14 protein-coding genes and 1 pseudogene are annotated in these 13,066 nt (G+C 58.4%); 6 read left to right on the top strand and 9 right to left on the bottom strand.

All coding sequences use genetic code 11. The features are described 5' to 3' along the window. Positions 1-221: 221 nt before the first annotated feature. Complete coding sequence (locus DGI_RS15510; RefSeq protein ID WP_021762160.1) at positions 222-1,661, bottom strand: sigma-54-dependent transcriptional regulator; 1,440 nt, start codon at positions 1,659-1,661, stop codon at positions 222-224. 147 nt (positions 1,662-1,808) lie between these two features. Here DGI_RS15510 and DGI_RS15505 point away from each other — a divergent pair, with 147 nt between their 5' ends. The 3 genes from DGI_RS15505 to DGI_RS15495 all read left to right on the top strand — a co-directional run bounded on the left by DGI_RS15505 (position 1,809) and on the right by DGI_RS15495 (position 6,793). Beyond that, positions 1,809-4,736, top strand: coding sequence for a CheR family methyltransferase (locus DGI_RS15505; protein WP_021762159.1), 2,928 nt, complete (start codon positions 1,809-1,811; stop codon positions 4,734-4,736). A 201-nt stretch (positions 4,737-4,937) separates the two neighbouring features. After that, positions 4,938-6,506: a PAS domain S-box protein gene (locus tag DGI_RS17570; RefSeq protein WP_051286654.1), complete on the top strand. Its 1,569-nt coding sequence runs from the start codon at positions 4,938-4,940 to the stop codon at positions 6,504-6,506. Then, a complete protein-coding gene (locus DGI_RS15495) occupies positions 6,503-6,793 on the top strand; it encodes a serine integrase family protein (RefSeq protein ID WP_021762157.1) in 291 nt (96 codons plus the stop codon). The genes DGI_RS17570 and DGI_RS15495 overlap by 4 nt, the downstream gene beginning before the upstream one ends. A 28-nt stretch (positions 6,794-6,821) precedes the next feature. On the opposite strand, the gene DGI_RS15490 is transcribed toward DGI_RS15495, so the two are convergent. From DGI_RS15490 to DGI_RS15480, 3 genes are all read right to left on the bottom strand, one after another. Next, the gene (locus DGI_RS15490; RefSeq protein WP_021762156.1) at positions 6,822-7,178 is read right to left on the bottom strand and encodes a HepT-like ribonuclease domain-containing protein; all 357 of its coding nucleotides are present in this window, start codon (positions 7,176-7,178) and stop codon (positions 6,822-6,824) included. Continuing rightward, positions 7,171-7,461 (bottom strand): nucleotidyltransferase family protein, encoded by a 291-nt coding sequence (locus tag DGI_RS15485; RefSeq protein ID WP_021762155.1) that lies wholly within the window; start codon positions 7,459-7,461, stop codon positions 7,171-7,173. Before DGI_RS15485 ends, DGI_RS15490 begins: the two co-directional genes overlap by 8 nt. A 277-nt stretch (positions 7,462-7,738) precedes the next feature. Further along, positions 7,739-7,957, bottom strand: a complete 219-nt coding sequence (locus DGI_RS15480; protein WP_144284219.1) for a hypothetical protein — start codon at positions 7,955-7,957, stop codon at positions 7,739-7,741. Positions 7,958-8,061: 104 nt separating this feature from the next. Here DGI_RS15480 and DGI_RS18860 point away from each other — a divergent pair, with 104 nt between their 5' ends. The 3 genes and pseudogenes from DGI_RS18860 to DGI_RS19615 form a co-directional block, all read left to right on the top strand. Beyond that, entirely contained in the window at positions 8,062-8,223 is a 162-nt protein-coding gene (locus tag DGI_RS18860) for a hypothetical protein (protein ID WP_154661677.1), read from the top strand. A 7-nt stretch (positions 8,224-8,230) separates the two neighbouring features. Further along, positions 8,231-8,557, top strand: a complete 327-nt coding sequence (locus DGI_RS15475; RefSeq protein ID WP_027193302.1) for a hypothetical protein — start codon at positions 8,231-8,233, stop codon at positions 8,555-8,557. A gap of 142 nt (positions 8,558-8,699) precedes the next feature. Then, positions 8,700-8,780: pseudogene (locus DGI_RS19615) on the top strand (hypothetical protein); the annotation flags it as partial. 364 nt (positions 8,781-9,144) lie between these two features. Here DGI_RS19615 and DGI_RS15470 read toward each other — a convergent pair. The 5 genes from DGI_RS15470 to DGI_RS15460 all read right to left on the bottom strand — a co-directional run bounded on the left by DGI_RS15470 (position 9,145) and on the right by DGI_RS15460 (position 12,385). Next, positions 9,145-9,954 (bottom strand): hypothetical protein, encoded by an 810-nt coding sequence (locus DGI_RS15470; protein ID WP_021762152.1) that lies wholly within the window; start codon positions 9,952-9,954, stop codon positions 9,145-9,147. 52 nt (positions 9,955-10,006) lie between these two features. Further along, entirely contained in the window at positions 10,007-10,441 is a 435-nt protein-coding gene (locus DGI_RS18565; RefSeq protein WP_144284218.1) for a helix-turn-helix domain-containing protein, read from the bottom strand. Further along, a complete protein-coding gene (locus tag DGI_RS17565; protein WP_158407348.1) occupies positions 10,431-11,243 on the bottom strand; it encodes a ParA family protein in 813 nt (270 codons plus the stop codon). Before DGI_RS17565 ends, DGI_RS18565 begins: the two co-directional genes overlap by 11 nt. Before the next feature lie 390 nt (positions 11,244-11,633). Continuing rightward, positions 11,634-11,906 carry a hypothetical protein gene (locus DGI_RS19100; protein WP_202961827.1) on the bottom strand — a complete coding sequence of 91 codons (273 nt, stop codon included), beginning with the start codon at positions 11,904-11,906 and terminating at the stop codon, positions 11,634-11,636. Continuing rightward, positions 11,903-12,385, bottom strand: coding sequence for a helix-turn-helix domain-containing protein (locus DGI_RS15460; RefSeq protein WP_021762149.1), 483 nt, complete (start codon positions 12,383-12,385; stop codon positions 11,903-11,905). The genes DGI_RS19100 and DGI_RS15460 overlap by 4 nt, the downstream gene beginning before the upstream one ends. Between the last annotated feature and the right edge of the window lie 681 nt (positions 12,386-13,066).

Raw genomic sequence — 13,066 nt, 5'->3', positions numbered from 1 at the left:
CTATCTGTGCCATGGCGTGGCTTCTCGCAACGCACTACAATAGCACCTGAATATATTTCGCCGGCAACAGACTCCCGGCTCATTCTCGCGGCATGCGAATCATGCCATGCGCAATTCGCATGTCACGAGAATGAAGAGCCTGCCGAAAGGCGTGGATTGTGGCGAACAGTTCTCCCTGAAACCGGGTGACGAACGCATCGCCCGGTTTCAGGGGCAGCGCATCAGTGTGCGGAGCTGCCGGGTGTGGGGGCCGCGCGTTTGGGGCGGGCGGCGAGGCCATGCTTGTGCAGCATGCGGTACAGCTGCGCCTGGCTCAACCCCGAGACCGCCAGCATCCTGGAAAAGTCGCCGTGGCAGTGTTCCACCAGGCCGTGAAAATAGGCGCGCTCCACCTGCGCCATGGCCTCGGCGCGGTAGGTCTTCCAGTTCGCGTCTGCCGCTGTGGTTGCGGGAGCGATGGTGGGGAATGGGGCCTGCGCAGGTGTCCGGCCCCGCACGGTGGAGCGGATGAGCAGGGCGCGCAGCTCCAGGGGCACGTGCCAGGGCATGATCACCTCATCCGTTTGGGCGGACGAGACCATGGCCCGGACCACATGATGCAGTTCCCGCACATTCCCCGGCCAACTGTACGCGCAAAACATGCGCATCAGATCGGGCGATACGGTCTTCATGGTCAGCTTGTTCTGCGTGCAGGCGCGGGCCAGAAAAAACGCCACCAGCTCCGGCACATCGGCGAGCCGCTCCCGCAGCGGGGGCAGGTGGATGGTGGCTTCCCGAATGCGAAAGAACAGATCCTTGCGGAACAAGCCTTGCTCCACCATGGCCGCAAGGTCCTTGTTGCTGGCGCAGACGCATCGAAAATCGCTCTGCGCCTCTCGATGTTCTCCCAAGGGCCGGAACTGGCGGGTTTCCAGCACGCGGAGCAGCAGTTTTTGCGTCTCCAAATCCAATTCGCTTATTTCATCCAGAAACAGCGTCCCCCCGTGGGCCTGTTGCACAAGGCCTTGGTTGGTAGACACGGCGCTGGTGAAGGAGCCTTTCTTGTGTCCAAAAAGCTCGCTTACCGCGATGGCCGGATGCAAGGCCGAGCAATCCACGGTGATGAACGGGCCGTTCAATACGGTGCTGTTCTGGTGCAAGGCCCTGACAAAGAGATCCTTGCCCACGCCTGTTTCCCCGTACACCAGCACATTCACATGGCTGCTGGCCGCAAGCGACATTTCCTTGATGCATTTGGCAAGTTGCGGACTGGAGCCCACAATCAGCCCGCGTTCCACGGGTTGCGGCGCCAGGGCCTTTTCCCGATAGGCAAGGGCCTGCCGGAGACTCAGTTGGACCATCTGGGCGGAGCAGGGCTTTTGCAGATAGTTCCAGGCGCCGTTGCGGATGGCCAGCTCTGCGCCGTTGGGGTCCCCGGCGGTGGTGATGATGATCATCAACGGGCTGGAAGGCAGGGCCATAAATCTGGGCAGCCACTCCAGGCCATTGCCATCCGGAAGCAGCACATCCAGGAACACGATGTCCACAGGGACAGCGGCGGCTCTGGCAAGCCCGCTCTCCAGGACGAATTCGGTATGCACCGTGTGCCCTTCCTCTCGCATGACTTGTGCAAGCGCCATGCTGGTGATTTCGTCATCATCAACAATCAGAATCCTGGCCATGGCGGTTCCTTCCTTTACGGAACAGCATACAGCATTCCCAGCTTGAATTCATCTTTCCAAATGCCTATTCTTTTGGCAGCTGGACTTCCCTGCAAATGCATGCTGCCCTTTACTTGCCTGTTCCACCATTGTTGAAGGTGACACTTCATGACAGCTACTGAAAGCAAAGCCGCCATCACCCCCCCTGCTCTGCTGGTGGGCCTTGGAGCCTCCGCCGGGGGGCTGGACGCCCTGAGCGTGTTTCTGGACGCCCTGGCCACGTTGGAAGATGCCCGGCGCTGGGCGTTTTTTATTGTCCAGCATCAGTCCCCTGAGGCCGGCAAGGACGTGTTCACGTCGCTGCTCAGCAAGCATACGTCGTTGGCGGTGGTGCTGGCCGAGGATGGCATGCACATTGCCGCGGGCGTGGTCCATGTGGCTCCCCCGGACAAGCGCATGGCCCTGTTCGACGGGCGAATTCAGCTGGAGCCGCGAGAGGTTGGCGGCGGCATGGCCATCGACCATTTTTTGCTCAGCCTGGCCCAGGAGGCGAACGGGCGCGTGGCGGCAGTGATACTGTCCGGGTCCAATACAGACGGCGTCAAAGGGTGCAGGGCCGTGAGTGAGACGGGCGGACTGGTGCTGGCGCAGACTCCGGCCTCGGCTGCATTCGACACCATGCCCCGCAGCATCATCGACGCCAATCTGGCAGACGACATCCTGCCCCCGGCCGAACTGCCCGTTCGCATTGCCGCCTTTGCCAAGAAGCTGGATATGGCCCCGGGATCAGTAACCGTGCGCGAAGCCGTGCTGCCATCCAGCGACCGGGACAAGGTGCTGATGCTCATCAAAAGCAAAAGCAAGCAGGATTTTTCCCTATATAAGGATAATACCGTCAATCGACGGATCATGCGGCGCATGCACGTGCACCACATTGAGACCCTCAAGGAATACGTGGCGTTTCTGCGTGGCAATGCCGAGGAGTCCCGGGCGCTCTTCAAGGACATGCTCATCAGCGTCACCAACTTTTTTCGGGATGCGGAGGCGTTCGAGACGCTCAAAGAGCTGCTGCGCGAGCGCCTGCCCACCCTGGGGCGCGAGCAGTTCCGGGCCTGGACGCCAGGCTGCGCCACCGGGGAAGAGGCGTATTCCGTGGCCATCATCGTCCGGGAACTGCTCGATGAACTGGGCCTGGGCCTGCAGGTGGTCATCTACGCCACAGACCTGGATGACGCCGCCATCAGCAAGGCCAGGGCCGGGGTATTTCCGGAAAGCATCGCCGCGGACCTGGGCGAGGCCCGGACACAACGATTTTTTGTCTCCCAGGAGGGCAGACTCAAAGCCAAGAGCGAAATCCGGGACATGCTGGTGTTTGCCGTACAGAATGTCATTCAGGATCCGCCGTTTTCCAGCCTGGATCTCATTTGCTGCCGCAATCTGCTCATGTACCTCAAGGCCCAGGCACAGGAAAAAGTGCTGGCGCAGTTCCAGTACAGCTTGCGGCCACGCGGGTTGTTCATGCTCGGCTCGTCGGAAAGCGTGTCCAGTCTGGCGGAACCATTTCAGGAGCTGCACAAAAAGCACCGCATTTTTGAGCGCAAGTCTCATGGCGCGCAGGCCGCCCACGCCATTGCAGGCGATGTGAACGGCCACTGGGACGCCGCCAGGGCCGAGGCGCTGGTGAACATGCCCATGGCCACCAGCACCCAGGGGCACGGCACCAACACACGACAAATTGCCGAGCGCCTGCTGCTTGCCGCAAGTTGTCCGCCCTCGCTACTGGTCTCGAAAACAGGCGAGGTGCTGTATATTCACGGCCGCACGGGCCGATATCTGGAACTTCGGGAAGGCCTGCTCACCACCAACGTGCTGGACATGGCCCGGCAAGGCCTGCGCTTTGACCTCGCCACGGCCATCAACGCAGCATCGGTCAAGAATCAGCCCCAGGTGCGGCATGCCGTCAAGGTGATTGGGCATGAGCAGGAAGAGTTTGTGGATATTCTCGTCAGTCCCGTGCAGGTGCCGGAGTGGGGAGAGACCTGTTGCGTCATCACCTTCACCGCGATTCCTGCCCCACGAAGCATTTCCACTGCAGAAATGGACACGGTCCATGAAGACATTTTCCGCCTGCGCATCACGGATCTGGAGGGTTCGTTGCAGCAGTTGCGCGAAGATATGCAGTCTGTTGTCGAAGAATATGAGGCAGCCAACGAGGAATTGAAATCTGCCAATGAGGAATTGCAGTCCACCAATGAGGAGCTGAAAAGTACCAACGAGGAGCTGGAAACCGCCAAGGAGGAGCTGCAGTCCATCAACGAGGAGCAAAGCACCCTGAACGCGGAGCTGCAGGGCAAGAACGAGGAGCTGGCGCATATTGGGGACGACATGGCCAACCTGCTCACCAGCACGCGCATTGCCACGCTGTTTCTGGACAGAGAATTGCGCATCAAACGCTTCACCCCGGCCATGCGGCGAATCATGGCCCTGCGCCCCGGAGACCTGGACCGGCCGGTGCAGGAAATCGCCCTGCACCTGGAATACAAAGATCTAGAAAGCGACGTGCACAACGTACTGACCGATCTGAATACCCTGACACGGGAGCTCAAGGGCACCCAGGGGGACTGGTATCAGTTGCGCATCAACCCGTATCGGACGCTGGGCGACGTCATCGTGGGCGTGGTGGCCACCTTCAACGACATCACCCAGCTTAAGCACAGCGAGATGGAGGCGGAGGCAGCGCGGGCGTTGGCGGAATCCATCATCCAGACTGTCCGGGAGCCGTTGTTGGTGCTGGATGCACAGCTGGTGGTGCAGTCGGCGAACAAGGCGTTTTACATCGCCTTCAAAACGACGCCCGCAGATGTGGTGGGCGTGGCCCTGCCGCAGCTCGGGCAAGGGCAGTGGAACGTGCCGGCGTTGCTGTCCCTGGCGCACGAGGCCCTGAGCAAGGGCACCGAAGTTCGGGACCAGCCCCTGCCCCACGTGTTTCCCAGCATTGGCCCGCTGACCCTGCGCATAAGCGTACGGCCCATTTTGGTTGCAGGCCGTCCCTCTCTGCTCCTGCTCGCCGTTTCGGGTGAGAATATGCAATCTTGAGAAACATGCTCGGTGTCATCTTTTGTACTATCGTAATATAAAATATAATGGTAAAGGATAGGTGGGTTAACATCAGGGGGCCGTATGCCCATGCAAAGAAATAGTGATCCATTGAAACTTCGGCAACTGGCGCGCAACGGTGCATCGCATGGCAACGCTGCCGACATCTCTTCACTTACTCCAAGAGATGTCCAACAGCTCGTGTACGAATTTGGCGTGTACCAGGCGGAGCTTTTGGCGCAAAATGAAGAGTTGCGCGAACTTCGCCAGGATCTGGAACACTCCCGGGATGCGTATGCCACCCTGTACGATCAGGCGCCCGTGGGCTATGCCACCCTGAACCCCCAGGGCCGCATCCAAACCTGCAACCTGACCTTGGGTGTATTGCTCCATACGCCTCGCTCCATCCTGGAAGGCCGCTTCCTGGCCGACTTCATCATCCCGCAGCATCGAGACGTATTCCAACAGCATCTGGCCGCCACAATGGAGAGCGAGACTGTCTACCGGTGCGAGATCTCCCTTCGCCTGAACCCGGACCACCCGGACCACGCGGGCAAGGGTGGCCACGTGCGGCATGCACGCATGGAGAGCCGGTGCCTGCGCCAGACAGAGGAGGCCGAGAGGGCCTGTTATGTCGCCATAATTGACGTCACGGAACGGGTGGAGGCAGAAACCGAACTCAGAAAAAGCGAACAGCGGTTCAAAATCATTGCGGATCATACCATCGGCTGGGAAAGCTGGCTGGATCCGGACGGTGCGTTGCTGTGGGTGAACCCTGCCGTGGAACCGCTGACGGGATATACCGTGGCCGAGTGCATGGCCATGGCCGACTATCCCTGGCCTCTCATTCACGCGGAGGATCGTCAGTCCTTGCAACAAACACTGCGCCAGGCGCTGACGTTGAAAAAATCCTTCAAGGACATCCGGTTCCGCGCAACACACAAGCAGGGCCACGTGCTTTGGATAAGTCTGTTTTGCGAACCAGTGCACGGCAGTGCCGGGGACTTCCTGGGGCTGCGCATCGGCGCGCGGGACGTCACGGAACGCGAGGAAGCGGAGAGACTGCAAAAGGACATCGAGCACATCATCCACCACGATTTGCGAAGCCCTATGATCTCGGTGCATTCCGGCATCCAGTTGTTGCGCGGGGCCAGCAATCTGACGTCTGAGCAGCAGTACATTCTGGAGCAGATAAGCCGCACCAATCGCCGGGGGTTGTCCGTGCTGGACAATTCCATGACCCTGCGCCGCATCGAGGCCGGCACCTATACGCTGCGCCCAACCGCGGTGCAACTGCACGAGGTGGCGGAAGAGGCCATAGAAGAGTTGTCCGACCTGGCCGAGAAGCGCAGCGCCCATGTGGCACTGACCGGTCTTGCCTCGCTCCAGGCCAGAGGGGACCCGCTGCTGTGTCAAACCCTGCTCGTCAATCTGCTGCGCAATGCCTTGGAAGCCTTGCCCGCAGCAGGCCAGCAGGTGCACATCTCCCTGTCGCAGGAAGAAGGCCTGGCCGTGCTGCGGGTGAGCAACCCCGGCGCGGTGCCGGAATGCATCCGCTCTCGATTTTTTGGCAAATACGTGACGTCCGGCAAGTACGGGGGCACAGGCCTTGGAGCGTATTCCGCCCAGCTCATGGCCACGGCGCAGGGCGGCACGTTGGAATTGGATGCGTCCTCCCCGGGACGCACGACGCTTATCCTGAAACTGCCGCTCTACAATGAGCAGGGGGTGACGCCCTCATCGACTGGTGGCCTACCCGTTCGTTTTTGACCAAGAAACATACCCGCAAGGCCGACGCCACAGGGCGGCTTCTCTTCAAAATGCTGGGCGCCATCGGGCAGTTTGTGACGGAAATCCGAGCCGAGCGGCAGATGGACGGCATCCTCAAGGCCAAGGGAAACGGGATCAAGTTCGGGTGCAGCAAGGCCCTTAGCCATCAAGGCGTCCTGGTGCTGCAGCAGAAAAGGGCGAGCGGGCTCCAAATTAAGGAGTTAATGCGAGAGTACGGCCTCTCCAAGGCGACGATCTACAGGCACCTTGGGAACGCGATGGGCTGAGAACAGATTTTTACAACAGAGCCCATTATCATGGCTGCGCCTTGTGCTTGAGCGCCCTGAGCAGTGGCAACAGTACAGGCACTTCGTCCCGGACAATGCTCCAGAGAACGTCATCGTCAATACCGAGGTAGCCGTGGATGAGGCGGTTGCGGGTGGCGATGATCATCCGCCAGGGAATTTCAGCATGGGTAGCGCGGACTTCATCCGGGATATGGGTGGCGGCTTCACCAATCAGCTCCAGGTTGCGCAAGGTGGCGTCGTAGGTCAGCTCGCTGGCCACGAACCCGGCTTGGTCGAATCCGCCGGTGTAGGTGAGCACCTTTTCGGCGAAGCCGATCATGTCATCCAGGTAGAAGCGCCATTCGCGTTGGGTGGCATTAGACATGGGCCTGTTCCTGTTCTATATAGGGACGAAGCTCCGGCCGCAGGGCCTTTTCTGTAACCAGATCGACCGGACAGCCAAACAGGTCCTCCAGGTAGAATTGCACGCCGAAATAGCGCGTGGAGGTGGCCGGGCCGTCAAAGGCGACCAGCACATCCACATCGCTGCCGCTGGTCGCCGTATCGCGGGCGGTGGAGCCGAACAAGGCCAGCCGAGTGACGCCGAAGCGGGCCTGCAGATCCGGCTTGCAGCGGCGCAGCAGGTCAAGAGCTCGCTGTTTATTCAATGTGCAGCCTCCAAGGGCAGTGCATGTTCTGTGTGACAGCATACCCGTATCTGCTGGACGCACGACGGGCATTCAACGCTTTCTACAATATGCTATCTGTTCTGTGGCATGCAACGCAAAATTCGGGGGAGTCTCGCACGCAACAAACGTTTACGCTCAGTTGATGCAATGGTTCATACATTCAACTCATTTCGAAATTTCTTCGATAGCCTGACGACTACCTCATGTCGCAGGGGGAGCGTCCTCGACTCGCCGGACTGGGGGTTGTGGCCGGCGATCAATGCTTGAAGTCCGGTGCCTGCTCCTTGGCCTGGGCCTTTTTCTGATCATGTTCTTGCGCCCCCTCCCGGAACCTCGCCCAAGTCAAGAAGGGCTGCTCTTTCCGGAACTGATCACGCTGCATGCTCGTCCGCTCGTAGAAGCGCTGTTTGACCTCGCGCTCATGCTGTCTCGCCCGATGCTGCAAGGCCGCGCGGTCGCGGCGAGAGACGGGCATCTGGGCGATATCCTGGCGGGTCGTGCGCCAGGAGTCGGACAATCGCTGCGGCCTCGGCCTGGGCGGCATGGCGCAATGTCTCCAGCTCCGTGCGGCGGGTGGCCATGGCCTCCTGCCAGGCCTTGAAGAGCTCGCCGCTGCCGCTGTCCCGGCGGCAGACCTTTGCCTCGGCCATTGCCTCGGACCTGCCCATCATGACCCGGCAGCGGCTCAAGACTTTCTGGCGCGACACCGTGGCCGTGCTGGATGAAGCCAGGCTGTGCTGAGGCGGTCATGGTCAACGGAAATCAGGACAGCACAAAGCCGGGGCTGCCCGAAGGCGTGGGAATGGCGTTGCAGGATGCGCGGTCGTTTCTGGAGGTGCAGCATGGTTCCAGGGTCGATGCGGATGATCCCGTGCTCATGCTGGTGACGCTCCACAACGCCTTTCTCAAGGACTACGGACAGTTGCTGCATCGCCATCATCAGGCCCTGACGGGGCTCTTTGCCGAAAAGGGCGCGGCGTACCTGGCCGAGGTAGGGCGGGCTTCGGACGTCATCGGCAAGGAGTTGTTGGCAGCGTCGGTGAAGAGCATCCGCGAGACGTTCCAGGCGCCCTGAAAGGCGCTCAGAGGCATTTTCCGGCAACAGAGGGAGAAAGTCTCTGGCTTTTTACTTGCGTTGCTTCTTGGCCTGGTTCTGCGTGAATAGGGGGCCTGCTTGATGGGGGGCTGGGGGCGCAGCCCCCAGTAAAGGGCCGCAGGCCCGCAGGCCTGCATGCGAAGCATGCCCCTTATGGGGGGCTGTTTCTTTTTTAAGTCCTCCCCTCAGGGTCAGGATGTGAAGCATGGGCCTTCAGGAGCATGGGCGACTTTGGCTTGTCCAACGTGCAATCAGGTCACACCGAGACGACGAGGACATGGCGCAGGTCTTTCTTATTTTTTAAGTTGTTAAGAAAAGAGTTGTTAGCGGGCTGGGAAGCAAGGCGTGGCAAGGGTTCCCAGACTTTTGTGTGACCTGATTGCACGTTGGGAGGTGACCTGATTGCACGTTTTGCGTGACCTGATTGCACGTCGCTTGTGACCTGATTGCACGTTGAGGGAGGGGTGTTTGTGACCTGATTGCACGTTGCGCGTGACCTGATTGCACGTTGGCCCGTGAATGAGGAGGTGACCCGATTGCACGTTGCAGACCTTGTTAATCCGAAATTACCAATAGACTCCGATGGAGGAACTCTTCTCAATCACGCTTTTTACGATCCCCTGTTCCAGGAGCGGCTTGAGTACTCGCATTTGAAATTTTCGTCTGAACAGCCGCTCTTCCGCATAGCCTGCACCCCAGAGTGCATGCATGCCTTCCCAGGTGGCCCAATAAGGGGATTGGTTGGCCATGAGGAACGCCTGAAATGCCATGGCCATTTGATTTTGTCCGAGGGCCAGGCGTGCGTTCAGGTCCACAAAAGACCAGCTATCGACCCCAAAGAAGGCCCAAAGCACCTTCGAAAGTTCTAAGGCATACAGATTCTGGGTGGTCTCGGCCATGAACCGTGGCGCAAGGGCTTCCTGATAAATATACCTTCTGTCTTTGCCTTCTGCCTTGCCAGTGACTCCAATCCGAAGCTGCGTCCCGTTGATTCTGTCCACAAAGGAATTCAGCCACGCGTAGTCCCGGCTGTTTCCTTGCCGGCGCATACGACGCAAAAATTCCTTACCGTTGAAGGCGGCAACGAGGTCTTCGCGATGCTTGGCAAACTGGATGAGGACAAGCCAGCCCGTCAGGTCGTTCTGATCAAGCTGTGTGTACCGGAAATGCATCTCTATTTCGGGCAGATTGACCACGGGCACGGCTTCCCATTCCGGGAAATGGGGGCGCCTGCCCTTGGCCGTGGGTTTGAAGAGCATGGACTTTGCGGCCAGATTCGGCATGACGCTTTGCTGTTCGTACAGCTTGAGCTGGACGAAGCGATCCATGCGATCTTTCTGCTGCAATTGTTGTATCTTTATGATGCGATCTGTCATCTGGTCAGCTCCAGTACGGCACCCTTCATCGAGGGCGTGGGAGAGGCTGGCGTCAGTCGGATTCGGTTTCTGCCCACGTCAGCCGTACGCCGGTGCGACCGGGCAGGGTCTCGCGGCGCAGCAAGCCTCGCTCCTCAAAGGTGCGGGCAATCTGCAACACCGTTCCCCGCGGCAGGTCCAGATGCTTGGCCAAATCTTCCCACAACGCCTCCACTACGCCATGCCGGCGAAGGAAGTTGGCGACCTTGCGCTGGCGTGGTGTGCGAGGAGCTTTCGGATCTTTCAGACGAAACGGTTTGACGTCTTTGCTGTCAGAAAAAGAGCTGGGTATGCCATCGGATTTGACACCGTATTTCCTGCTTTCAGTATTACTAGGTTTCCTGATTGATTTCGCATCGTGCTGACTATCTGAAATGATGCTGGGATTTATCTCTTTCTTTCTTGAATCAATGCTTTTCTTGAGACGACTTAAGGTGTCAGTTGCCACGAGCATCACCTCCGTGAGAAATGATGTAATCAAGAACGGATTTATACGCTTTGCTGGCAGGATTTTTTGGGAAGACATCCGGCAGTGGGCGGCGCATGATTTCGGCCTGTTCAACGGCCACCCCGCGGGGGATGGTGCGCGGGATCAGGGCGGCGCCGTGCTGTTCTTCCAGCGTCCCAAGGATTGCCCGACACGAGGCGGTTCGAGCCGCATGCAGGGTTGCCAAAATCATGGGCACAATGCGCGGCCGGCGCATGATGCTCCGGACTTCCTGGCAGGCCTCCAGCGTTCGTTCAAGGCCGTCCAACGCAAAACCGGAGTTGGTTGCCGCGGGCACGATAACATGGGTTGCGGTGGCCATGGCGGCAAGGGCCAGGGGCGCAAGGCTGGGAGCCGTGTCGATGACTACATCGCCTCCCGCAGCTTTGGCAGCCTTGCGGATGGCGGCCATGATTGCCGGCAGCCCTGCGTCATCGCGTCTGGCCAGGTCGCTTTCCACCGCGCCCAGGGCAGAAGTGGCAGGAAGGATGGAAATGTCGGGCAGCATGGAGGGGCGCACGCAGTCAGCCAGCTTTGCCTCTCCCGCCAGGAGTTCGGCCAAGCCAGGACCATCCACTTCGGGGGGGAATATGGAGGTGGCATTGCTTTGCGGATCCATGTCGATCAGAAGCACTGGCTTGGTTTTGGCTAGCAAGAACGCCAGGGCCGCGCAGGTGGTCGTTTTCCCTACGCCTCCCTTGTGAGATGCAATGGCAATAATCACCGTAATTACTCCCGGATTTTCTGTCGCGTTTCCTGCCAAGTTTCCTATCAAAAATTAGACTAACATCATGCCGGGCTAGATGTCTAGAATTTTACTGTAAAAAATATATAACACATCGATATCAATCGTGAATTTTATCAAGCATTTTTGCGCAACTTGTTCATACGGATGCTGTATTGTCATGGCCAAAACGCCAGGGAAACAGACTGCCCGTGAATCATCCGTGTTCGCCCAAGCCATAACGGGATCGACGCATTCTGGGGGGACCAGTCACGCGGTGTAGCCGAGTGAGAAAGGACACCGTCGAGGGTGTCCGTTCAAGGGCAGTTGGCGATGGAAAATATATCGCAATATCTTTCTCATTCTCTATCGTGTAGCAATACGTGAAAGTTGCCGCTTTTGATAAGTTAAATATATTGAAATTTTCTACTAAAAATTAAGCCTGAAAATGTAAATAATAGTGTGAAATATATGAGCTTTCATTAAAGATACATTCCAGAATCTTTTAGATTTTCTGTCGGCTTGGTAAGTCCTTGATGCGACAGGATGGCGAGATAGTCTGGCACGGAATAGTGCGGATTGCGCAGCCGCGCTTGAACCTTTCGCACGGAACAGATCATCCACCGCCAGCTGCAGCAGCAGATCGCGCATGGGGGCCGGGTACAGGACATTTGCATCAAGCAGCGCGATACAGGGCGTCATGGATGTCCTGGGGGTCTGAGGCGCTCGTATCCCATGTCCTGCGCCTGGGCCTCGGCAGCAAGCTGATCGAGGATGGCTTCACGCTCGGCGTCGATGCGTTGCTTGTAGGCCAGCACGTCTTCCATGCGGACGCGTCGATGTGTCCCAACCTTGCGGTGGGGAATTTCGCCCGTGTCCAGCAGGCGGATCAGGAACGGGCGGGAGACGTTGAGCACCTCGGCGGCCTGCACCGTCGTCAGCTCGGCAGTTTCTGGAATGAGCGTGACGCCGCGCCCGGCGGCCATCGCCTCCAGGATGTCCACCAGCAGGGACACGGCCCCCGAGGGCAGCTCAAGGGGAGATTCCAGCCCGGCCTCAAGCACCTGCACCCGCAAGGGGCGATTTCCGGCGGCAAGGCGCGACAACATCTGACCGGACAACCGCGCCAGGGCGGCGTCCTGCGCCGAGGGCGGCGGCTGGTGATGGGCGAGATTGTTCATGGCAGCTCCTGCGTTGGTGCGGCATTGAGGAGGAAGGTGGGGGCAACACCCAAATGAAATATATGCAATAAGTGCAACATACGCAGGTGGACGCTGCCTTGTTCTTGAGTGTTAGGGATGGACTGTCAAGCCGTTTCTCCTGACTGGTTTTCTATGGAATAATATTTCGTGTTTATATATGTAAAAAATAATGTAAAAATTAATACATTTAATGATATTTTTTCTGTTGTGAATAGTGCTTTGAAAATAATTTAATATACTGAAATAATAAAATAAATTTTCCAAAATTATTACTAAAAATTGCCATCAAAAACTTCTGAGTATTCTTGATGAATGGACCTGCCGAGTAAGCCGAAAATGGTGCTGCACAATTCGTGACAGCCCCCCCCTCCTCCCTGGACCTCCCCGCCCATTCCCCGCATGGTGGCTTTCGCTTCTATCCACCCTCCGATACACAACACCATGCAAGAATCCGCCACTTCCCTTGCTTCTCCCGCCACCCCGGACGCTCCGTGTCCCGTCGCCGCCTTCATCAACCGCTGGAACAGGTCGGGCGGGGCGGAGCTGGCCAATGCGCAGAGTTTTTTGACCGAGCTGTGCGAGACCTCCTGGCCGAATCTCCCTCTCCCTGGCAACCGTCCGCGCCACCTTCACCCGCGCCAAGGCAGCAGAAGTACGCAG

The sequence above is a fragment of the Megalodesulfovibrio gigas DSM 1382 = ATCC 19364 genome, assembly GCF_000468495.1.
Classification (GTDB): domain Bacteria; phylum Desulfobacterota; class Desulfovibrionia; order Desulfovibrionales; family Desulfovibrionaceae; genus Megalodesulfovibrio; species Megalodesulfovibrio gigas.
The sequence above is the reverse complement of the archived record's forward strand: the minus strand, read 5'-3'. Positions and strand labels throughout refer to the sequence as shown.